The sequence below is a fragment of the Streptococcus suis genome (assembly GCF_046032115.1).
Lineage (GTDB): Bacteria > Bacillota > Bacilli > Lactobacillales > Streptococcaceae > Streptococcus > Streptococcus suis_AJ.
Genome location: NZ_JARQOZ010000013.1, coordinates 1 through 22,865, shown reverse-complemented (window position 1 = coordinate 22,865; position 22,865 = coordinate 1). Strand labels below are relative to the sequence as shown.

Genomic DNA, 22,865 nt, shown 5'->3' with positions numbered 1-22,865 from the left:
TTTTTGAAAAGGCTTTACGCAAACCTTTGCATTGTGTTATAATAAAGAAAATACATTTGAGGTGATGATTATGTCTAAAAAAATTATCGGTATTGACTTGGGTGGTACATCTGTTAAGTTAGCGATTCTGACGACTGAGGGAGAAATTCAAGAAAAATGGTCCATCAAGACAAATATTTTAGATGATGGAAGTCATATTGTTCCAGATATTATTGACAGTATCAAGCATCGATTTGAAACTCATGGTTTGACAAAGGATGATTTCTTGGGAGTTGGTATGGGTTCTCCAGGTGTCGTTGATAGCGAAGCCGGTACTGTTATCGGTGCCTATAACCTCAACTGGAAAACCTTGCAATTGGTTAAAGAGCAGTTTGAATCTGCCCTTGGTTTGCCATTCTTTATCGACAATGATGCAAACGTAGCGGCCCTTGGTGAGCAATGGGTTGGTGCTGGAAACAACAATCCAAACGTTGTCTTTATGACGCTTGGTACAGGTGTCGGCGGTGGTGTCATCGCTGCTGGAAACTTGATTCGTGGGGTCAAAGGTGCTGGTGGTGAATTGGGCCATATCACAGTTGACTTTGATGAGCCATTTGCATGTACTTGTGGTAAGAAAGGTTGTCTAGAAACAGTTGCTTCAGCAACAGGTATTGTCAATCTCAGCCGTCGCTATGCTGATCAATACGCTGGCGATGCAAAACTGAAACAAATGATTGACGATGGTCAAGATGTAACGGCTAAGGATGTCTTTGATTTGGCAAAAGAAGGCGATGATTTGGCTTTGATTGTCTACCGTCACTTCTCAGAATACCTAGGTGTTGCTTGTGCAAACATTGCTGCAGTCCTCAATCCTGCCTACATCGTTCTGGGTGGCGGTGTATCAGCTGCAGGAGAGTTCTTATTGGATGGCGTTCGCAAAGTCTTTGCTGAAAATAGCTTCCCACAAATCAAGGAAAGTACACAAATTGTCTTGGCAACACGTGGTAATGATGCAGGTGTATTGGGCGCAGCATCACTTGTCTTGAAATAATCGTTAAAAGCAGAATTCCCTCTGCTTTTTTAAAATCCGCTGTCACATTTTCTTTATATACATATATTGAAAAATGTAGTGTTTAAGCGTACAATGAAAGTGTAAAGAGAAAGGAGTGTCACCTTATGAAACAGGTAAACATGTCTAAAATAATCAACTATCTGACCATTCTTGGTTTATTGATTTTGTTATCTGCCTTTTTCCTTGATAACTGGATTCGTGACTGGTTTTTCCCGTCTAGCTGGGGAAACGTAGCAACCATGTTGATTCTCCCTCTACTGGGGACTCTAATTCTTATACTATCTATCTACTATAAAAAATTGTGGACTGGTTTGATTAGTATCTTCTTAATGATCTCATTTCCTCTGATATTCGGTATTGGCTACTTTATATTTGGTCCCTAGAAGGAGCAGTTATGAACCTGACTTTACTAAAAAGATTAAATCTAGTTTTGTATGGTATCGCAATTTTTCTCATCGTCATGCTATTTTTACCAATAGACCAATGGTTTGATATTGTAAATGTGAATTTTAAACTAACATTTTTCATCATTCCCTTTTTCGGTCTCGCTAGTTTACCAACGGCTATTTACACTAAAAATGTTCGTCAGATATTGTTGTGTGTTCTCTTGGTTGCCTTGTATTTTATATTGTTCAGCCTAGTAACTGCCCTAGCAGGTCTCTATCAGCTCAACCTCTACCCCTTGCTCTATAAATGAGGACTCCAGTTCAAAACTGGAGTTTTTTGCTAGAATTTGCTATACTAAAACCATGACAAAAGCAGATAGTATTTTTAAAGAAAACATTCGTAAGATTATGGAAGAGGGCGTTTTTTCAGAAAATGCTCGCCCACGTTACAAGGATGGAAATGTAGCTAATTCCAAGTACGTTACAGGTGCCTTTGCTGAATATGATTTGTCTAAGGGCGAGTTTCCTATTACAACACTTAGACCTATTCCAATTAAGTCGGCCATCAAAGAAATTCTCTGGATTTACCAAGACCAGACCAATGATTTGTCGGTTTTACAGGAAAAATACGGTGTCCAATATTGGAATGACTGGGAAGTTGAGGGAACTGGTACAATCGGTGAACGTTACGGTGCTATTGTGAAAAAACATGACATCATTTCAAAAATCCTCAAGCAATTGGAGGAAAATCCATGGAATCGCCGCAATGTGATTTCTTTGTGGGATTATGAAGCCTTTGACCAATCCGCAGGTCTTTTGCCATGTGCCTTTCAGACCATGTTTGACGTTCGGCGAGTGGATAGGGAGATTTATCTGGATGCAACTCTAACTCAGCGGTCAAATGATATGTTGGTAGCCCATCATATCAACGCTATGCAGTATGTAGCCCTTCAGATGATGATTGCTAAACATTTTGGCTGGAAGGTTGGGAAGTTTTTCTATTTCATCAACAATCTTCACATCTATGACAATCAGTTTGAACAAGCTGAAGAATTGCTCCGTCGAACGCCTTCAGAAATCGAGCCTCGTTTAGTCCTCAACGTCCCAGACGGAACAAACTTTTTTGATATTAAAGCAGAAGATTTTGAGTTGGTGGACTATGAACCGGTTAAACCGCAACTCAAATTTGACTTGGCGATTTAAGATGAGGGGGGCTTTCCAGCACCAGCGAGATTCACATTCTACGAATCTCGGAATCTTCCCTACCTCTGAGGAGTCGGTGATAGTTTCAATATTAAAAATTTGCACTAGCCCTACTTGGTAAGTGCATTTTTCATGTTTTTTTGATAGAATGATAGGACGGAAAGTGAGAGAAAATGACTAAAAAGATTGTTGCCATTTGGGCTCAAGATGAAAATGGATTGATTGGAAAAGGGGATAGACTTCCATGGTATTTACCTGCAGACTGGGCTCATTTTAAAGAAACGACCACTGGTCATACTATGGTAATGGGGCGTGTGACTTTTGATGGCATGGGTAAGCGTGCTCTCCCAAATCGTCACACAATTGTTTTGACGACCGATAAGTCCTATCAACTAGAGAGTGAACGTGTTACCATTTTACACAGTGTGGAAGATGTCCTAGATTGGTATAACAAACAGGAGCAGACACTATTTGTGCTTGGTGGGGGACAAATTTTTACTGCCTTTGCACCTTACATTGAAACATTAATAGTGACAGATATTCACGGTCAATTTAATGGCGATGTGTATTTTCCGAAAGCATTTCCTATGAAGAAATTTCAGCTACAAAGCGCCAATTTACGTCCAAAAGACGAGAAAAACCCGTATGATTTTACAATAAAAACCTATGAAAGAAGAGATGGTTAGGCATGGAGAGAAGTTTATTCGGTTTATTTACAGCATTTCTCTGTGGGATTTGTGTTCTTTGTGCGATTCAAGCCTTTCGGAAGAAACGTTTTGGTTTAGCAATATTATTTTTATTGAATGCTTTTACCAATCTGGTCAATAGTATTCACGCCATTTACGGCTTTTTATTTAGATAAGAGATATGAAAGAGGAATTACATGGCTGTTAAGCATACACATGAGTTTATTTATTGCTCATTTTGTGGAAAAAATCAAGAAGAAGTAAAAAAAATTATCGCTGGAAACAATGTGTTTATCTGTAATGAATGTGTGGAATTAGCTCAGGAAATCATTCGTGAAGAATTGGCAGAAGAAGTTTTGACTGACCTGGCTGACACTCCAAAGCCACAAGAATTGCTCAATATTTTAAACAATTATGTCATTGGGCAAGATCGTGCTAAGCGTGCCTTGGCTGTTGCGGTCTACAACCACTACAAACGGATCAATTTCCAAGATAGCCGTGATGAGAACGATGTTGATTTGCAAAAATCAAATATCCTGATGATTGGCCCGACTGGTTCAGGAAAAACCTTCCTAGCTCAGACCTTGGCTAAAAGTTTGAATGTCCCGTTTGCTATTGCTGATGCGACTGCTCTTACTGAGGCGGGTTATGTTGGTGAAGACGTAGAAAATATCCTTCTCAAACTTTTGCAGGCTGCAGACTTTAACATCGACCGTGCAGAAAGAGGAATTATCTATGTGGATGAAATTGATAAGATTGCCAAAAAAGGTGAAAATGTGTCCATTACCCGCGATGTATCTGGTGAAGGTGTCCAGCAAGCTCTCCTAAAAATTATCGAGGGAACTGTGGCCAGCGTACCACCACAAGGCGGACGCAAACATCCAAACCAAGAAATGATTCACGTGGACACCAAAAATATCCTGTTCATCGTTGGCGGTGCATTTGATGGTATCGAAGAAATCGTCAAACAGCGTCTCGGTGAAAAAATCATCGGTTTTGGTCATAATAATCGTGCTATTGATGAAAAAGAATCATACATGCAACATATCATTGCAGACGATATTCAAAAATTCGGTATCATTCCAGAGTTGATTGGTCGCTTGCCTGTATTTGCAGCTTTGGACCAATTGACAACAGAGGATTTGGTACGTATTTTGACGGAACCGAAGAATGCTCTTGTAAAACAATACCAGACACTCTTGTCTTATGATGACGTGGAGCTTGACTTTGATGAGGACGCCTTGTTAGCAATTGCAGAAAAAGCAATTGAACGTAAGACTGGCGCTCGTGGACTTCGTTCCATCATTGAAGAAACCATGTTGGATGTTATGTTTGAAGTGCCAAGTCAAGATGATGTCAAACGTGTTCGTGTTACAAAAGATGCAGTAGATGGTAAGGAAAAACCTTTACTTGAAACAGCTTAAAGAAGTACAAGGAGGGGTGTGAGCTACTGGCTTTCTCCCCTTATTTATGAAAGGTAAACAATGGAAATCAATACACATAATGCTGAAATTCTGCTAAGTGCAGTTTCAAAGGCCCAGTATCCTAGCGATGACATTCCAGAAATTGCCCTTGCCGGGCGATCTAACGTTGGAAAGTCCTCATTTATCAATACTCTTCTAGGAAGAAAAAATCTTGCACGTACGTCAGGAAAACCAGGAAAGACTCAACAACTCAATTTTTATAATATAGATGATAAAATTCGATTCGTAGATGTTCCAGGTTATGGCTATGCTAAAGTATCCAAAACTGAGCGTGCTAAGTGGGGCAAAATGATCGAAGAGTATTTGACGACACGAGAAAATCTACGTGTTGTGGTGAGTTTAATAGACATGCGTCATGAGCCATCAGCAGATGATGTTCAAATGTATGACTTCTTGAAATATTATGAAATTCCTGTTATTATTGTGGCAACGAAGGCTGATAAAATCCCACGAGGAAAGTGGAATAAGCACGAATCGATGATTAAAAAGAAATTGGATTTTGATAAAAATGATCAATTCGTTATCTTTTCTTCTGAGACTCGTCATGGATACGATCAGGCATGGGATGCTATCTTAAGTAACATCTAATAAACAGTTCAGGAGAAAAATCATGGAACGTACTTTCTTCATCATCAAACCAGATGCTCTTAAGCGTGGACTTGCGGGACAAATTCTTTCACGTATCGAATGCAGGGGATTTCAAATCCGAGATTTAAAAATGGTTACAGCGACAGAAGAGCTAATCAGTCAGCATTATGATCATTTGACAGATAAACCTTTCTTCCCGCAATTAGTACAATATATGACGAGCGGGCCGATGATAGCTGGCATTATAGAAGGGCCAGAAGTTATCAAATCTTGGCGAGATATGATGGGAGCTACCAATCCAGTAAACGCCCTACCTGGGACTATTCGTGGAGATTTTACGACAGCGCCCGTTGAGGGAATTGTGGCAAATGTCGTTCATGGTTCAGATAGTGCAGAAGCAGCCGAACGCGAGATCGGTCTTTGGCTGGGGAAATAGCAGAGTAGTTCAACCACAGCAATCCTACACAAAGTTTATGTCAACATCTCAGCGCAGTGGTTGATTGGCAGATTTGTTCGTGTTTCACACTCCAAATCTGTCCATTACGACTGTTGCGAACAGCGTTCGCTTTATCTCCAACCTCAAACTGTCTCCCAAACAGTTTGAGCTGTGCGGGGGTGGGAAGACGAACTCTTCTATGAATGCAAGAGTTCGTCTTCCCACTCCCGTTTTTCTTATGGCAAGTTCTTGGTATTTCTGATATAATAAAGAGTAATACCCTTGTAGAGGAAGAAACATGAATTTAGAAGATTTGAAAAAACGACAGGAGAAAATTCGTAATTTCTCCATTATTGCCCACATCGACCATGGTAAATCAACCTTGGCCGACCGTATTCTTGAGAAGACAGAAACAGTTTCTAGCCGTGAAATGCAAGCCCAGTTGCTAGATAGTATGGACTTGGAACGCGAGCGTGGCATCACAATTAAACTCAACGCAATCGAACTCAACTATACAGCTAAAGATGGAGAGACATACATTTTCCACTTGATTGACACACCAGGACACGTGGACTTTACCTATGAAGTATCGCGTTCTCTTGCGGCCTGTGAGGGTGCGATTCTGGTGGTGGATGCTGCTCAAGGGATTGAAGCACAGACCTTGGCCAACGTTTATCTGGCCCTTGACAATGACTTGGAAATCCTGCCAATCATTAACAAGATTGACCTGCCAGCAGCAGACCCAGAGCGTGTTCGTCAGGAAATCGAAGATGTGATTGGTTTGGATGCTTCAGAAGCAGTGCCAACATCAGCTAAGGCAGGTATTGGTATCGAGGAAATCTTGGAGCAGATTGTCGAGAAGGTTCCAGCACCGACTGGTGATGTCGAAGCTCCATTGCAAGCATTGATTTTTGACTCTGTCTATGACCCTTATCGTGGGGTTATCCTCCAAGTTCGTATCGTCAATGGTGTCGTGAAGCCAGGTGATACCATCCAGATGATGAGCAATGGCAAGACCTTCGATGTAACAGAAGTCGGAATTTTCACACCAAAAGCCATTGGTCGTGATTTCCTAGCAGTTGGAGATGTTGGCTATATCGCAGCTTCTATCAAGACTGTGGCTGATACTCGTGTCGGTGATACAGTAACCTTAGCGGATAATCCAACCAGTGAGCCACTCTCAGGCTACAAACAGATGAACCCAATGGTCTTTGCAGGTATCTATCCAATTGATTCCAACAAGTACAATGACCTCCGTGAAGCCTTGGAAAAGCTCCAGCTCAACGATGCCAGCTTGCAGTTCGAACCTGAAACATCGCAGGCCCTCGGCTTTGGTTTCCGTTGTGGCTTCTTAGGTCTCTTGCACATGGATGTTATCCAAGAACGGATTGAGCGGGAGTTTAACATTGACCTCATCATGACAGCACCGTCGGTAGTCTACCATGTCAACATGACAGACGGAGAAATGATTGATGTAGCCAACCCGTCAGAGTTTCCTGACCCAACCAAGATTGCTACTATCGAAGAACCTTACGTTAAAGCGCAAATTATGGTACCGCAGGAATACGTCGGTGCAGTCATGGAATTGGCTCAGCGGAAACGTGGTGACTTTGTGACTATGGATTATATTGATGATAACCGTGTCAATGTTATCTACCAAATTCCACTTGCGGAGATTGTCTTTGACTTCTTTGACAAGCTTAAGTCATCCACTCGTGGTTATGCTAGCTTCGACTATGAGATTTCAGAATACCGTTCATCTAAGTTGGTGAAAATGGATATTCTCCTCAATGGCGACAAGGTCGATGCCCTCAGCTTTATCGTCCACAAGGAATTTGCTTATGAACGTGGGAAAATCATCGTTGATAAACTCAAGAAAATCATCCCTCGTCAGCAATTTGAAGTACCAATCCAGGCAGCAATTGGTCAGAAAATCGTTGCCCGTAGCGACATCAAAGCCCTTCGCAAAAACGTTTTGGCCAAGTGTTATGGTGGTGACGTTTCCCGTAAACGCAAACTCCTAGAAAAACAAAAAGCCGGTAAGAAACGGATGAAGGCAATCGGATCGGTAGAAGTGCCACAAGAAGCCTTCCTCAGCGTTCTCAGCATGGATGAAGATGATAAGAAATAATCTTTATACAAAGAAACACTCCTGCATTGTGCAAGAGTGTTTTCTCTTATTTGCGCTTCATTTCGCCTTGTGGGTAGTAAGTTCCTTCAGGCATGTCATTGATGAAGACATGAATGGCTTCTTTTGGCGCATTAGTATTACGAGATACAACTTCGGTAACTTCACGTGCTAAGGCAATCTTTTGTTCTTCTGTGCGTCCTTCAAACAAATCAATACGTACAAACGGCATATATTTCCTCCTTTATTTTTCGTTTATTGTACCATAGTTTTTATGATTCTCCAAGGATATTTTCATAATGTATTGCAAAATATATTTATATTTTGTTATAATAATATCGCAATCAACAATAAGGAGGAACATGGAGCCGTATTCGATTTTATTAGCGGTATGGCGGGAAGAAAATCCAGACCATTTTCGTGAGGCGATAGAAAGTATGCTTTCACAAACCTATCCAGCAGAGGAATGTATCATTGTAAAAGATGGACCTGTTCCAGCTATTTTACAAGATGTTATCAATGATTGCCGAAAAAAAATGCACAAATTCCCATTGTTGAAGTGGTTTTAGAGAAACATTCGGGACTGGCTACGGCTCTGATGGCTGGTTTATCAGTTGCTAAGACAGACTTGATTGCTCGTATGGATGCGGATGACGTCTCACGACAGGAGCGGTGCGAAAAGCAAGTGAGCTGTTTTGAAAGTGACCCGACGCTTTCGATTGTAGGAAGTTATGTATCAGAATTTGAAGAAACGACTAGCGAATCACTGAGTATCCGAAAAGTTCCCTTGAATCACGAGGCGATTATGAATTTTTCGAAACGAAGAAATCCATTTAATCACTCAAGTGTCATGTTTCGCAAATCGGCGGTTGATGCAGTTGGTGGATATAATCCTACCATTCGCTACAATCAAGATTGGGATTTGTGGTTGCGGATGCTTCATCATGGCTATCGTGCGGCCAATATCCCTGAGATTTTGCTTGACTTCCGCTTTAACCGCGATACCTTGAAAAGGCGGAAATCTTGGACGAGTCTCTTGCAACTGATACGGTTGCGGTATGCTTCCTATCGACGGCAGGAGATGACAGCCTGGGATTTCCTATCGGTAAATCTTCTTCACTTGATGATGGGGATTCTTCCTTTACGTGCACAAAGGACATTTTATAAGTATATGCTACGAAGATAGAAAAGGAGTTTGTCGCTAGATGATAAGGAATGTCGGTAAATTTATGACTGTATTCAGACAGTCGCCGAGTATGGCTTTGTTTAAAGTTCTGACAAAGTTTGGGGCTGAAGAGGCCATAAAGCCTGATTCCTTTTTGGGAATGCAGCTTTCGCGCCTAAAGTGGCGAGTTCATTCACGTTTTTATGAGAAGACAGTTACTCGTCACTTGTCTCCGTTTTCTGCTTATTTAGAGAATGACAATACAGCTGACTCCCTAACACCAATCATCTGGACCTTGTGGTGGCAGGGTGAGTCAGAGCTTCCCGCAGTCTGTCGCCATGCGATTGAGAGTCAAAAACGCTTTGCACAGAAAAATGGTTACCAGCACATCTTCTTGACAAAGGATAATCTGGCTGATTATATAGCGATTCCAGAGGATTTGTTGGATAAGCTGGCACGAAAAAAGATGGCGTTTACCCCTTTTTCAAACTATGTTCGCTATGCTCTGCTTGCCCAACATGGTGGCGTTTGGATGGATGCGACGCTTTATGTCACTGACCAATTAGACAGTCATTTGTTTGCAAATGATTTTTTTGCCTTTCGACATCAGATTGAAAGTGTCAGAAACTATTATCTATATTGGATAGAGCAAGGGCGGTGGACTTCGTTTTGTTTTTCTGCAAAGAAGGGAAATCCTCATGTACGCTATATCCGTGATTGTTTGCTTTACTATTTTAGTCAAGTGGATAATCCTATCAACTATACGATTGATTTATTTCAAGATATTCATTACCGGCTTCATCCTGAGTTTCGAGAGGTGATTGATTACCTGCCTATTGTTTCTGGGATTGAAAATAGAGATTTCGTGTCTGTTCATTTTAATGAACCATTTGATGAGAAGCGATGGCAAGAAGTGCTAAAGACAAGTCCCATAGTGAAATTTTCTTGGAAATTTTATCGTAAATCCATTCTCGATGGCAGTTATGCGGATATGATTTATCGTCCATTTTTTCCAAACGTAAAGGAGACCAATGAAGACTAAGCCTTTTTTCTCGATTGTCATGCCAGTCTATAATGCGGAGCTCTATTTAACTGAGGCGATTATGTCTGTTCTAGCTCAGACCTATCAGGATTTTGAGTTGATTTTGGTCAATGATGCCTCGACTGACCAGTCCGAGACGATTTGTCAGGAGTTTGTCGCTTCGCATCAGGACAAAGTCCGCCTCTACTCTCATCCTGAAAATAAGGGCTTACTTCTGACACGTGCGACAGGTATGGAAGAAGTACGTGGTCAGTATTGCCTATGTATGGATGCGGATGATGTCTTACGGGTGGACTATCTAGAGCTTGTCAAGCAAACAATTGATGAGACGCAGGCAGAAGCGGTGGTGATCAATTTTTCGATGGAGGCAGATTTTTCTGTCAAGCGAAGAGATTTTAGTCCTTTTCTGAATCGTCAAATGACGGGCTTGGAAGTCATTGAAGAACTACTTCTGGAAAAGACTCAGTTGACAACTGTATGGCAATTGGTGTTTAAGGCTTCTTTTATACCCGATCAAGCTTTTAACCAACAATTTGGGTACTTTGTTCGGAGTGTGGATCGGATAACCTTGCATCATATTTTGGCAAGGGTAGAAAGAGCGATTGTTTTAGATGAAGCTCTCTATTATTACCGTCAGGTAGAAACAAGTTTGAGCCATAGCTTCAATATAACTAACTTTGAAGTGTATGCCCAGACAGATTTGTATTTGTATGATAGTTATCATAAGAAATTTCCAGAAAAAATGGATGCATACTTGGTAAGGAGATTTCTCTGGTGTAGCAAAAAAGTGTTGCTAAAAAGTAAATCTTTCAAGGAAGTGTGTGATAGAGCAAGGGTGATTCGTCAGTCTCTCGTTTTTAGGAAGGTAATGGAAATAAAGAAAGACACGCAGTCACAGTATGACCGCCTATTTCTCTTACTCTTGAACTACCGAATCCTACATTTGCTTTTGGCTATCAATTGGTATAGAAAGCGTTTAAGGAGGTTATTATGAAGACCAATCCCTTTTTCTCGATTGTCATGCCAGTCTATAATGCGGAGCTCTATTTAACTGAGGCGATTATGTCTGTTCTAGCTCAGACCTATCAGAATTTTGAGCTGATCTTGGTCAATGATGCATCGACTGACCAGTCTGAGACGCTTTGTCAGGAGTTTGTCGCTTCGCATCAGGATAAAGTCCGCCTCTACTCTCATCCTGAAAACAAGGGCTTACTTTTGACACGTGCGACAGGCATGGCAGAGGTGAGAGGTCAGTATTGCCTGTGCATGGATGCGGATGATGTCTTGAGAGCGGATTATTTAGAAATGGTTAGGCAAACGATTGATGAGACGCAGGCAGAGGCTGTGGTGATTAACTCTTCTCGTCGGATAGATTTTTCACAAAAGCCTGTTGATTACACTCCTTATGTTCATCGTCAGATGACTGGACCAGAGGTTGTGAAAGAGATGATACTGGCAAATCGTGTGCTAATGACCTTGTGGTGTACGGTCTTTCAGTCACGTTTTTTACCAGATGACCACTTTTTTGGGTCTTTTCAGCGATTAGTATGTGGTTCTGACTTAGTGACCATTGAAGCCATTTTTTCAAACATCCATCATGTTGTTGTTCTTGATGAGGCACTCTATTATTATCGATTTGTGCCAAGTAGCCTCAGTAACTCTTACACGGTAAAACATTTTGACTCAGTAGCCTTTTCAGATTGGTATTTTTATGAAAAATACGCGACAGATTTGCCAGTGGAGATGGCGGAACGTTTGATGAGACGTGTTTCTTGGTCAGGAAAACGATTACTGCTCTCAAGTCCTTTAAGTGATATATTAAAAAATACTCAGCATATCAAGGAATCTTTGTTTTTCAAGAGAGCGATAGCAGTTGGGAGTTCCGCAAAATTGCGTTTTAGTGATAAGGTATTCTTGTATCTTGTTGAGCATCGCTTTACACACCCAATGTTATTGTTGTATTTTCCATTGGGACGCATCAGAAAATGGTATCTGCAAAGGGAGGCTAGATGAATAAACCGTTTTTTTCTATTATCATGCCAATCTACAATGCTGAATCCTATCTGGTAGAGGCTTTGGATGCTGTTTTTGGACAGACCCTCCAAGACTTTGAATTGATAGCGGTTGATGATGGCTCACATGATAGCAGTGTGGCGATTGTCAAAGCGTTTCAGAAGCGGTATGAGAAGCAACTGACCTTGATTCAAAGTCCTCATCAGGGGTCATTAGTAGCACGTGCCATAGGAATGGAAAAGGCTAAAGGTGACTATATTCTCTGCATTGATGCAGATGATAAGATGAGACATGACTATCTTGAGGGGGTCTTCCAGCGGATACAAAAGACTGGTGCTGATTTGGTATTGACTAATTATTCTATCTATGCTGATTTTTCCAACAAAGAACGCCCTTGCCTCTTTCCAACGGACGAGCTACTAGATTCGCAAGAAGTGTTGGATACTTTTTTTAGAAGAGGGCATCTGAGGACATTGTGGAGCAAAGTCTTTCACCGTTCCCTTTGTCCACCTGCTGGTTTTTACAAGGACTTGCCTGCCTTTCGAACGGGTACGGATGCCGTTGTTTCTGCTTACGTGATTGAGCATGCACAGAAACCACTTTCTATTGACGAAGCCTATTATTTTTATCGTAAGGTTCCAAATAGTTTGAGTAATACTCTGGACGCAAATTTTTTTGATTCAAAAGTGGTACTAGAGCTTTATTTTCAAGAAAAGTACAAGGACCTTGGCGATGTTGTAAAAGTCAGTATGGTTCGTCGTATAAGTTGGTTTTCCACCCTCTACCTTCGAGCGGCGAAGAATTATCTTGATTTTTTGAAACGATTAAGGCATGTGCGTTCCTCTGCTGTCTTTCAGCAAAGCTTGGTCTATCTGAATTTTGACGAAGTCACTCGCTACCAACGCCGCTGGTTTACCGTTCATCGCTATCCCATCCTAGACCCGTTAGCATATGTTGTTCCCTATCTATTAAAAATTTGGAGAAGGTTATTTTGAAAATGAGTCACACCCCCCTTTTTTCGATTGTCATGCCGATTTACAATGCCGAGCCCTATCTGGTAGAGGCTTTGGAAGCTGTATTTGGGCAGACCAACCAAGACTTTGAATTGATAGCGGTCGATGATGGGTCAGATGATGGTAGTGTGGCGATTGTCACAGACTTTCAGAAGCGGTATGAGAAGCAGATAACCCTGATTCAAACTCCTCATCAAGGCCCCTTAGTTGCGCGTGCTTTAGGGATGGAAAAAGCTAGAGGAAACTACATCCTCTGTATTGACGCTGACGATAAGATGAGACATGACTATCTTGAAGGGGTCTTTCAACGGATACAGAAGACGGGTACGGATCTAGTGTTGACAAATTATTCTATCAAAGCTGATTTTTCAAGGAAAAAAAGACCTTGTCACTTTCCGACAGATGAGATTTTAGAACCTAAGCAAGTGTTAGATGCTTTTTTTAGTAAAGGGAATCTGATGACACTGTGGACTAAAGTCTTTCACCGTTCGCTTTGCCCACCTACTGATTTTTACAAGGACTTGCCTGACTTTCGAACAGGTACGGATGCCGTTGTTTCCGCTTATGTGATGGAGCATGCTCAGAAACCACTTTCTATCGATGAAGCCTATTATTTTTATCGACAGGTTCCAAATAGTTTGAGTAATACACTGGACACATATTTTTTTGACTCAAAAGTGGAACTAGAGCTTTATTTTCAAGAAAAGTATAAAAAACTTGGTGATGTTGTAAAGTCCAGCTTGGTTCGTCGAGTGAGCTGGTTTTCCGCTCTCTATCTTTCAGCGGCGAAGAATTATCTTGATTTTTTGAAACGATTAAGGCATGCGCGTTCCTCTGCTGTCTTTCAGCAGAGCCTGGCCTATCTGGAGTTTGATGCAGTCACTCCTCAGCAACGTCGCTGGTTTACGGTTCATCGTTACCCTATTTTAGCGTCAGTAGCGTATCTCACTACCTACCTATCAAGAATTTGGAGAAGGTTATTTTGAAAATGAGTCACAGACCTTTTTTTTCGATCAATATTCCTGTTTACAATGGCGAAGATTATCTGGAACAGGCTCTAGAATCCTGTCGTTATCAGACTTTTCAAGATTTTGAGATTGTTTTGGTGGATGATTGTTCGACAGATAGGACGGTTGCTATCAGTCAAGAGTATCAGGATAAGTTGGATCAGCCCTTGCGTATCCTTTCTCATGCGGTCAATAAAGGGGAGCTGGCATCTCGTTTGACAGGTTATCAAGCTTCAAAAGGTCGCTATATCGTCAGTCTTGACCATGATGACCTCCTTCGCAAGGACTGTCTGGAGCAGATTTATAACTTAGTAGTAGAGACCCATGCCGATATGGTGTTATACAATTTTTCAGAGCAGGCAGATTTTGAGCTGGCCTGTAAGGACTTTCCTTTTACGTCGTATGAGAGGATTGCTAAAAAAGACTTGCTCTCATGGTATTACAGTCAGTATGGGTCTGCTATGTGGTACAAGGCGTTTAAACGTGAGTTAGCTCCTACAGTAGAGGAATGTGGCGAGCATGATTCAAGTATATTTGGAGATGTCTTGCCTACGATTGTCCTCTTTGAAAAATGTCAATCGCCCTATTATCTGGGGGAAAATCTTTATTTTCATCGGATATACGAGGAGAGCAAGTTTATGTCACTCTCACTAGCGAAGCGTTACCAGATTAGGAGCTATCTCAATGCTCTTCTTTTTGAGCGGTTACAGGCTTATCCTTTGGAAGAGAGAAACGTTTATCAACAATCTCTGCGAGAAGTCGCCCTTCGCAATCAGGTGAAGTTGCTAAAAAATGGCTTACGAAGCAGTGGAAGTTACACCGAAAAATATCTGTTTTTAAAACAATTAGGTCAATCTCCTTACTTTCAAGAGAGTGTTGACTATCTAGATACAATGCCCATTTTTCACCGCTATAAAAAGCTGGTGAAGCTCGTTGCCAAACACCACTATCATCTTGCGATAGGATATCATTGGTATGCTAGAAAGATATGGAAGTTGAGAAAACAAAGATGAAAAAAAAGATTTTTAGAACGGTTTTAACCTCCTATCTTTCTCAACTGGTTGGGATTGTATTTGGCTTAATTGCTCCGGGGTTGATTATCAGTCATTTTGGATCAGATTTGAGAGGCTTGGGGGTTACCTTGTCTGCCTATCTGGGTTATTTTGCTGCCTTTGACTCTAGCGTTCCGACCATTGTCCAGGCTCGGCTTTACAAACCTTTGGCGGATAAGGACTATAAGAAAGTCAATACGATTTTGAGTTCTGCGGATCAGTTCTTTAAACGGCAGGGGTTGATGTTTGTACTGTATGCACTGTTGATTGGTATTGGTTTGCCCTTTATTATCCAGATGCCGTTTGACCGCTGGACCATACTTGTATTGACTCTTATTTCAGCATTCGGTACGTTTGTAGAGTATATGTTTCGCCGCAAGCATCGGATGTTGCTTCGGGCAGATGGGAAGTCCTATGTATCCATGAGCATCGGTATTGGGATACGGGTCGTGACGCAGCTTTCTGTGATTGTGGCTGTAACAGCAGGAATTTCCTATCTTGGCTATAAGAGCTTGATGGCTGGACTTGGCTTGTTAACTCCTATCCTAATCTGGCTGTATGTGAAGCGACACTATCCTTTTCTCAAGAATGAATCGACAGAAGTTATCCCTTTGAAAAATAATCCTCTGGCGGTCATTGACCATATCCTTTATACCACTCGAAACTCCAGTGCTATTTTTATTATTTCGTATTTCAATGGGCTAGCTCTGGTGTCCGTTTTTACGCTCTATACGAGATTTGTATCCATGTTTAGCAGTCTAGCAATCACGGCTTTTAATAATCTAGACTTTGTTTTGGGACATCAGTTAGCCACGAAGTCAATCGAGGAAACGCGAAAGAGTTACCAGCATCAGGTCTATCTCTGGCATAATTGGTTTGTTTTTATCTATACGGTGGCGGCTTGTCTCTTCATGGCATTTTTATCTCACTATGCGAGAAAATTTTCAGGGGCAGACTATGTACAACCTCTCTTTGCCTATGTTTACCTTGTGGCTGACTTTTTACAAAATGCACGGGCTATGTCCTCCTACGCTTTTAAGGCGGCAGGGCATTGGGAAAGGAATCGAAAGAGTTTTATTTTTGAGTCTATAGTGCTCATCGTCTTGTCTCTTGTTTTATTTTTATTCGTTGGTCTTGTGGGCTTGGCGGTAGCAGCAGTCGTTGCCAATTTATACCGCCTGTTTTACAATAATCACTATCTGAGCCGAGAGATACTCTATATAAATGGAAAAAAATCTTTTTTGATGAGTGTTGGCGGTGCTTTGTTTATCGTGGTGGTGGGCTTGTCTTTTCAATTCCTATATCCATTTCAGGTCTCGAGCTATCTCGATTTTATCCTTCCAGGGCTTGCGGCACTTGTATATGTAGCCGTACTCTTATTTGTCTGTAACTGGGTCTTGAGCCAGGAATTTCGACAACTGACGAAAAAACTTGTAGTAAGAGTATTTGGGTAATGGTGTTCTTAAATGAAACATTTTTGTGGATAAATATCGCAACAAATTCACGGTTTGATTGTTTTCGTCACAAATAGTATAATAGATTTTATCAATCATGTTAGGAGATAGATGTGATGAAACAATTTTCATTAGCAGTTTTAGCGAATACATTACTAAACAAACGTCGTCAAGACAACTTGTCACAGCAAGATATTGCAGATAGGACAGGCATCAATCGCTCTGTCATCAGTCGTATTGAGCAGGGAGAACATACTCCCAGTCTAGCTCAGTTGGAGTTGCTGGCTCAGGCATTGGCATGTGATGTGACGGATTTTTATGTGGAGAAAAAGAAGGAGCGAGACCTCCCTTCTCGGGCGAAGATTGCAGTGGCTGGGACTGGTTATGTCGGCCTCTCCTTGGCTGTTCTGCTGGCACAATACCATGATGTCACCGCAGTAGATGTCGTGGAGGAAAAGGTGGCGCTTTTACAGGCTGGTCGTTCTCCCATCCAGGATGACTATATTAAAGCCTATCTGGCTGAAAAGGACTTGAGCTTGACAGCGACCTTGGATGCTGAGACGGCCTATGCTGAAGCAGATTTTGTCGTGATTGCTGCTCCAACAAACTACGATAGTGCGAAAAATTATTTTGATACTAGTCACGTCGAGGCGGTGATTGCCCTTGTTAGGGCTGTCAATCCACAGGCGGTTATGGTCATCAAGTCAACAGTGCCAGTTGGTTTTACCCAGCGGATGCGCGAACAGTTCCAAACGGATCGTATCCTCTTTAGTCCAGAGTTTTTGAGAGAATCAAAAGCACTATACGATAATCTCTATCCATCACGCATTATCGTATCTTGCGAAGCTACAGACAGTGAAGAGGTTCAGGGGCTTTCTAGCCAGTTTGCTGATTTACTTGCTCATGCAGCCTTGAATGATGCACCACTGCTACAGATGGGTGCGACAGAAGCAGAAGCAGTGAAGCTTTTTGCCAATACCTATCTAGCGCTTCGTGTGTCGTATTTTAATGAACTGGATACCTACGCAGAATTGAAAGGCTTGGATACTCAGGCTATTATTACTGGTATCGGTTTGGATCCACGGATAGGTCAGCACTATAACAATCCGTCATTTGGCTATGGTGGTTACTGTTTACCAAAAGATACCAAGCAGTTACTAGCTAATTACAATGAAGTACCTCAAAACATGATGTCTGCCATTGTCGAAGCCAATCGGACAAGAAAGGATTTTATCGCTGATCAGGTGCTGAAGATGGCTGGTTACTATGATTACACTGACCATGGAAGCTATAATCAGGAGAATGAGAAAGACTTGGTGATTGGGATTTACCGCTTAACCATGAAGAGTCAGTCGGATAATTTCAGACAGAGTGCCATTCAAGGCGTGATGAAGCGGATAAAAGCCAAGGGGGCACAGGTCATTGTCTATGAGCCGACCTTGGAAAATGGTAGCCGCTTCTTTGGCTCTAAGGTGGTCAATCATCTAGCCAGCTTCAAAAAGAAAAGCCATGCCATCATCGCTAACCGCTACGATGCTGTTTTAGATGATGTAGCAGATAAGGTGTACACTAGAGATATTTTTAAGAGAGATTAGATTAAAAAGACAAAAGAATGGGGAGGTAGCTTCTACGCCAACTCTCTTGTTTACTTGTTTCAAAGCTGATGGAGTATGTAAGAAAAACGTCTTAATATTTAGAAGGGAAGTTTATGCTTTTAGAGAAGATTCAGAAAATCATTCCGCCTAGATGGGCGAGTTTGCTATCGCTATCGGCCTTTTTCATGCTGACAGTCACTCATCGTACACCCTTAGCCCTATTGGTGATGTTGGGAGCGATAGCGGCTGTATATATATATATAAGAGAAGAGAATGGGCTAGGGTCAATCTATGATTGGTCTCGCTATGCGACTTACCTCCCTCTAGCAGTCTTGATTGCAGGAGGTATGGTGACAAAACTTTTTGGTGGGATGGGGATTAGCTTTATCACCACTAACATTCTTCGGATTCTTGCTATTCCGATTATTGCTCAGGTTTTATCACATTTTCATAGACTACTTGTCAATTGGTGGCAGGGTCTATCATGTGAAGTAGTGACCAAGAAGAAGTGGGTCTTTTCGGCGAAGAAAAGCTTTGCCATCCTGTTTGGCATTTACCTCCTTGGGATTAGTGCCCTTTTGAGAGCAAATATTTACTATAATGATGATCAAGGACGATTTTTTAGAGGTAATCGAGGTTGGGATGATTGGAGTCGCTTTTTTACGGATAGAAGTTCTATTTATTTTTTTGGAGGCAAGTTTGCGGTCGATGTCTCTCCCTATAGTCAGATTCTAGCAGTAGCTATCCTAGCTCTTGTTGGTATCCTCCTATTAGGTCTGCTTTATAAGCGTAAGGCATTTACGATTTGGGAAGTAGTGGCACTGGTGCCACTGGGGCTAAATCCTTTCTTCATTACTAATCTCAGCTTCAAGTTTGATGCGCCTTTTATGGCTTTTTCGATTCTTGCGGCAGTTTTTCCGCTTGTGTTTCGCTTTTCAGGTGCTAGATGGTATATCTTGGCTTGTTTTCTTGGGAGCTTACTGGTCCTGACATCCTATCAGGCTTCTTTTGGGATATTTCCCATGCTAGTCATCCTATTGCTCCTGAGAATGTGGCAGGAGAAGGGCTGGAATCAGGAGTTAGTTGACTTCTTCTGGCAGTCGCTGTTAGGATATGGAGCTGGCGCTCTGTATTTCTATCTAGTCGTTATGATTGTTGATCCTCGTAGAGTTTACCTTGATGCAAGCCTTCCTCCTCTATCGGAGATTCCTGAGTTTCTCCTAAAAAACTATACAGCTTATTTTAGCAAGGTATGGGATGGGTTTACCCCTTTGTGGCTTATTTCCACTTTGGTCATTTTTGGAAGTTTCCTAGTGTACTTTATTAGTAAAAAGAGAAATCTTCTTGGATTTAGTTTTTCTCTTGTTTCACTTGTCTTGATGTTGCTCCTTTCCTTTGGCTTCTATCCCATACTGGTAGAACCACAGCTAAATAATCGTGCTATGTACGGTCTAGTAGTTGTCATTGTCCTCTGTGGCTTGGTTATAGTAGAGCAGGGGGGACGACCTGTTTTTCGTTTACCAATTCTTGTCCTTGCCTACAGCTTTTTTATCTATAGTTTGGTCTATGGGAATTCTTTGACAGTTTCTAAGGACTATAAAGACTTCCGTTATCAGTTGGTCTATGAGGATTTGAGTCACTTACCACAGGTTAAGAATAAAGAGACAGTAGATGTATATTTTCCTGGAAAGATTCCTGTGCCACCGGCCTTAAAAAAGCAGTTTCTTGCCTACCCAATGTTAGCAATCAGTCATAAGGAGTACTGGGGACCTAGAACGTTGCATAACATGCCTACTGTGAAAACAATTAAAGGCATACCCGACACTCAACTTCCTACATTAACCCATCTTCCTATGCTAGTGGACACATACTACCACACTATCTATGGGGATGATAAGATGATTTACATTCGCTTGAAAGAAGATGGAAAGCTGATTGAATGATAAATGAGAAGGAGATTGCATGTCCGCAAAAGAAAACAATAAAAAAATAGTAGCAGGGGGGGTAATCCTGTTCCTGCTACTCGTCCTTGGATTGAGTTTCTATCCGAGTTTTACAGTTGATACGTATCTTCATTTTAATCGCACATGGATGGAAAGTGCCATCAACATGTCTCATAAAAATGGTCGTCCCTTTATGTCTTTATTCTTTATCCTGATGGGGAGTCTGCATCAAGCACCAGAACTCTATTTGCTTATTTCAAGTTGTTTAGCGTTTTGTTCTCTGGGCTTGTCTGTGTGGTGTTTAGCGAGATTGTTTGAAAAGACTGAGGTAGCTTCCTCTTTGATGGCTCCTTTTTTGTCATTAAGCATCTTGGTCAATCCCTTTATTATCAGCTATTTTTTATTTGTTGAACGTGGTATGATGATGTTTGCTTTATTGATGGCTATTCTTGCCACTTATATACGGATTTGCAAACCGATCACGCATTGGCTCCTGATTTCTACCGTTTTAGCGACAGTATCCATGCTCACCTACCAGTCCTTTACTTCCTTGTACTTGATGCTTTGTCTGTGTTTTGCGGTGGAAAAACGAGATGTTAAGACTGCTATTCGTAGCTTTCTCATCTCCTCTATCCCATTTGTCGTGAGTGGTCTTGTTTCACTTTTTTACCTAAAACTCTTTAGCATTGGTCGATTTAATCTTGAAAATCTCGGACTAGTCGCTCGAATGTTACAACTTTTAAAAAGTTTGATCAAATCATATATTTTAGGTTTCAACATTGGTCCCGATGGTTTTCTTTTGTTTTCCCTTTTGCTTGCCATTGGCTATCTACTTTGGAGAGTGAAACGACAACTTAATGGAACAGCAGCTGAGAAGACGAGAGCGAAGCTTATCTTGCTGGCTCTTCCTTTATTGTTTCTTTTGCCATGTGCCCTAAGTTTGGTTACAAAAGCTGGTTCAGGTGCTCGGTCTACGTATTCGGCTGCTTGTTTGGTTGGTCTCTTCTTATTATTGGCTAGACTAGACTTCAAAAAGGCTAAGCTAGTCAAAGGTACACTAGTCACCCTCTATCTAGCAGTACTTACGCTGACATTTAACAAAATATTTTTACAACAGATAGTCGTCACCCAGTTGGACCAAAACCGTATGCAGGTGGTATAGCAAATGGTTCGTGACTATGAGGAAAAGACGCAGATAAAAGTAACAAAGCGAGCAATATATACAGATGCACATCCTCGCTTGGATAATCAATATACAGACTTTATAGATAGTCATTCGGGAATACTTAACACGGGGAATTTAGTGAAAAGCCCCGTTACAAATCTCTACCCATTTTCAATCTATACGTATATGACAGGGGAAAAGCTTGAAAAAACAGAGAAGGATTCCGCTATAAAAGCCTATTTTAAAAGCAAGGACTGGTCAACCTTCTCACCAGACCAAATCATCATCAAAGGTGATACCATCCATATGGCGGTGTATTGAGGGGAAATGTCCTCTATATTTAGAAAAAAATTTAGGCTAGAAGATGGAAAAAAGACAAATATCTCGATTGAGGTTTGTCTTCATTCTGAAAGTCGTTAGAAATGTCATTCTAGCGACTTTGTCTTTGATCTGAGAGTACTTCCCACGAGCTACTTCCCTGCATATGTAGAGTATTTTTTGGTCAACAATTGGTCAACCTTTGAGATTTTTATAGTCTTTTAGTTTACTTTTAGTACTAGGCAACGAGCTGCAGGCTGTACTGGAGTACGGCAAAGCGAGTTAACGAAGTAATAAAAGAAAAACTAAATGACGATATATATCCAAGACGATGACGAAGTCTTGGTTTATCAATGGTCTTGAAACTTATTTTACCTTATTTTAACGTAAATAAAACTGTAGTGGGTAGATGAAATGTTAACACCTAGAGGCTGGGAAAAAAGCCCAGCTCCACTACTCAGAGTTCGTGTCAACATCTCAGCGCAGTGGTTGATTGGCTTTAACAGTCTGGGAGACTGTTAAAGGTGGGAGATAGGATTTGCTTTGCAAATCTCAGCAATTCGTGTTTCACACTCCAAATCTGACCTTTACTATTGTTGCGAACAGTGTTTGCCTTATTTCCAACCTCCAACAGTCACTACTCTGACTGTTGGAGCTGTGCGGGGATGGGAGGTCAAACAGTCAGAGTAGTGACTGTTTGAGCGCGGAAATAAAACAAACGAAGTTTGTGTCAAAATAGTCCAGTGGACTATTTTAGCCCGAACCTACATATTTGGAAGTGAGGGGAACTCTTCTATGAATGGTCGAGTTCTTTCCCACTCCCTTTCTTTATCTCTTTCCTATTTTCAGGAGATAAGCTGAAAAGGGCTATCCCCAGCCCTTTTCACTATTCAAGGCAATCAAAATCGAATAAAGAAGTGGTATAAAACTGAGGAGAGATTCTTTGGTTTTATAAAAAGAGCTGAAAAACCGAGCCCACTGAAAAAGTCTCCAGTTACTCCGACTCTTATAAAAAATAGGAATTCTCCTAAATGATTGGGAGAATTCCTATTTTTCTACTCTTCCTTTTGGTCTATTAAGGTCATAATTCGCTTCATATTGACTACAAATATGGTGGTGGCTGCTTGTAATTCCAT

At 41.3% G+C, this 22,865-nt stretch carries 24 protein-coding genes; 23 read left to right on the top strand and 1 reads right to left on the bottom strand.

Features of this window, described 5'->3' with window-relative positions; translation table 11 throughout:
* The first annotated feature begins 70 nt into the window (after positions 1-70).
* From P7J36_RS05615 to lepA, 10 genes are all read left to right on the top strand, one after another.
* Positions 71-1,030: an ROK family glucokinase gene (locus tag P7J36_RS05615; protein ID WP_024390350.1), complete on the top strand. Its 960-nt coding sequence runs from the start codon at positions 71-73 to the stop codon at positions 1,028-1,030.
* 125 nt (positions 1,031-1,155) lie between these two features.
* Entirely contained in the window at positions 1,156-1,434 is a 279-nt protein-coding gene (locus tag P7J36_RS05610; protein ID WP_002934968.1) for a hypothetical protein, read from the top strand.
* Positions 1,435-1,445: 11 nt separating this feature from the next.
* Positions 1,446-1,748: a hypothetical protein gene (locus P7J36_RS05605; protein WP_408551692.1), complete on the top strand. Its 303-nt coding sequence runs from the start codon at positions 1,446-1,448 to the stop codon at positions 1,746-1,748.
* Positions 1,749-1,800: 52 nt separating this feature from the next.
* Positions 1,801-2,640 carry a thymidylate synthase gene (locus P7J36_RS05600; RefSeq protein ID WP_408551693.1) on the top strand — a complete coding sequence of 280 codons (840 nt, stop codon included), beginning with the start codon at positions 1,801-1,803 and terminating at the stop codon, positions 2,638-2,640.
* Between the two features lie 173 nt (positions 2,641-2,813).
* Positions 2,814-3,326 carry a dihydrofolate reductase gene (locus P7J36_RS05595; protein WP_408551694.1) on the top strand — a complete coding sequence of 171 codons (513 nt, stop codon included), beginning with the start codon at positions 2,814-2,816 and terminating at the stop codon, positions 3,324-3,326.
* Between the two features lie 2 nt (positions 3,327-3,328).
* Positions 3,329-3,502 (top strand): hypothetical protein, encoded by a 174-nt coding sequence (locus tag P7J36_RS05590; protein ID WP_002934972.1) that lies wholly within the window; start codon positions 3,329-3,331, stop codon positions 3,500-3,502.
* Between the two features lie 21 nt (positions 3,503-3,523).
* Complete coding sequence (gene clpX, locus P7J36_RS05585; protein ID WP_408551695.1) at positions 3,524-4,750, top strand: ATP-dependent Clp protease ATP-binding subunit ClpX; 1,227 nt, start codon at positions 3,524-3,526, stop codon at positions 4,748-4,750.
* 60 nt (positions 4,751-4,810) lie between these two features.
* Positions 4,811-5,398, top strand: a complete 588-nt coding sequence (gene yihA, locus P7J36_RS05580) for a ribosome biogenesis GTP-binding protein YihA/YsxC (RefSeq protein ID WP_408551696.1) — start codon at positions 4,811-4,813, stop codon at positions 5,396-5,398.
* Positions 5,399-5,420: 22 nt separating this feature from the next.
* Entirely contained in the window at positions 5,421-5,834 is a 414-nt protein-coding gene (gene ndk / locus P7J36_RS05575; RefSeq protein WP_408551697.1) for a nucleoside-diphosphate kinase, read from the top strand.
* A 298-nt stretch (positions 5,835-6,132) separates the two neighbouring features.
* Entirely contained in the window at positions 6,133-7,965 is a 1,833-nt protein-coding gene (lepA, locus tag P7J36_RS05570; protein ID WP_408551698.1) for a translation elongation factor 4, read from the top strand.
* Positions 7,966-8,011: 46 nt separating this feature from the next.
* On the opposite strand, the gene P7J36_RS05565 is transcribed toward lepA, so the two are convergent.
* Positions 8,012-8,194 carry a 4-oxalocrotonate tautomerase gene (locus tag P7J36_RS05565; RefSeq protein WP_002934978.1) on the bottom strand — a complete coding sequence of 61 codons (183 nt, stop codon included), beginning with the start codon at positions 8,192-8,194 and terminating at the stop codon, positions 8,012-8,014.
* A gap of 130 nt (positions 8,195-8,324) precedes the next feature.
* Between P7J36_RS05565 and P7J36_RS05560 the strand changes: the two genes are divergently transcribed.
* The 13 genes from P7J36_RS05560 to P7J36_RS05500 all read left to right on the top strand — a co-directional run bounded on the left by P7J36_RS05560 (position 8,325) and on the right by P7J36_RS05500 (position 21,732).
* A complete protein-coding gene (locus tag P7J36_RS05560; protein WP_408551660.1) occupies positions 8,325-8,531 on the top strand; it encodes a glycosyltransferase family protein in 207 nt (68 codons plus the stop codon).
* Complete coding sequence (locus P7J36_RS05555) at positions 8,486-9,148, top strand: glycosyltransferase (protein ID WP_408551661.1); 663 nt, start codon at positions 8,486-8,488, stop codon at positions 9,146-9,148. Before P7J36_RS05560 ends, P7J36_RS05555 begins: the two co-directional genes overlap by 46 nt.
* A 70-nt stretch (positions 9,149-9,218) precedes the next feature.
* Complete coding sequence (locus P7J36_RS05550; RefSeq protein WP_408551662.1) at positions 9,219-10,169, top strand: capsular polysaccharide synthesis protein; 951 nt, start codon at positions 9,219-9,221, stop codon at positions 10,167-10,169.
* Positions 10,159-11,163, top strand: a complete 1,005-nt coding sequence (locus P7J36_RS05545) for a glycosyltransferase family 2 protein (RefSeq protein ID WP_408551663.1) — start codon at positions 10,159-10,161, stop codon at positions 11,161-11,163. The genes P7J36_RS05550 and P7J36_RS05545 overlap by 11 nt, the downstream gene beginning before the upstream one ends.
* On the top strand, positions 11,160-12,182 hold the full coding sequence (locus tag P7J36_RS05540; protein WP_408551664.1) for a glycosyltransferase family 2 protein: 1,023 nt from the start codon (positions 11,160-11,162) through the stop codon (positions 12,180-12,182). The genes P7J36_RS05545 and P7J36_RS05540 overlap by 4 nt, the downstream gene beginning before the upstream one ends.
* Positions 12,179-13,177 carry a glycosyltransferase family 2 protein gene (locus P7J36_RS05535; protein ID WP_408551665.1) on the top strand — a complete coding sequence of 333 codons (999 nt, stop codon included), beginning with the start codon at positions 12,179-12,181 and terminating at the stop codon, positions 13,175-13,177. Before P7J36_RS05540 ends, P7J36_RS05535 begins: the two co-directional genes overlap by 4 nt.
* A 2-nt stretch (positions 13,178-13,179) precedes the next feature.
* A complete protein-coding gene (locus P7J36_RS05530) occupies positions 13,180-14,181 on the top strand; it encodes a glycosyltransferase family 2 protein (RefSeq protein ID WP_408551666.1) in 1,002 nt (333 codons plus the stop codon).
* Between the two features lie 2 nt (positions 14,182-14,183).
* Positions 14,184-15,215, top strand: coding sequence for a glycosyltransferase family 2 protein (locus tag P7J36_RS05525; protein ID WP_408551667.1), 1,032 nt, complete (start codon positions 14,184-14,186; stop codon positions 15,213-15,215).
* Entirely contained in the window at positions 15,212-16,708 is a 1,497-nt protein-coding gene (locus tag P7J36_RS05520; RefSeq protein WP_408551668.1) for a polysaccharide biosynthesis protein, read from the top strand. Before P7J36_RS05525 ends, P7J36_RS05520 begins: the two co-directional genes overlap by 4 nt.
* Before the next feature lie 116 nt (positions 16,709-16,824).
* Positions 16,825-18,303: a nucleotide sugar dehydrogenase gene (locus P7J36_RS05515; protein WP_408551669.1), complete on the top strand. Its 1,479-nt coding sequence runs from the start codon at positions 16,825-16,827 to the stop codon at positions 18,301-18,303.
* Positions 18,304-18,416: 113 nt separating this feature from the next.
* Entirely contained in the window at positions 18,417-20,246 is a 1,830-nt protein-coding gene (locus P7J36_RS05510) for a glucosyltransferase domain-containing protein (protein ID WP_408551670.1), read from the top strand.
* A gap of 19 nt (positions 20,247-20,265) precedes the next feature.
* A complete protein-coding gene (locus P7J36_RS05505; RefSeq protein WP_408551671.1) occupies positions 20,266-21,408 on the top strand; it encodes a glucosyltransferase domain-containing protein in 1,143 nt (380 codons plus the stop codon).
* Positions 21,409-21,411: 3 nt separating this feature from the next.
* Positions 21,412-21,732 carry a hypothetical protein gene (locus tag P7J36_RS05500; protein ID WP_222353261.1) on the top strand — a complete coding sequence of 107 codons (321 nt, stop codon included), beginning with the start codon at positions 21,412-21,414 and terminating at the stop codon, positions 21,730-21,732.
* The last annotated feature ends 1,133 nt before the right edge of the window (positions 21,733-22,865 follow it).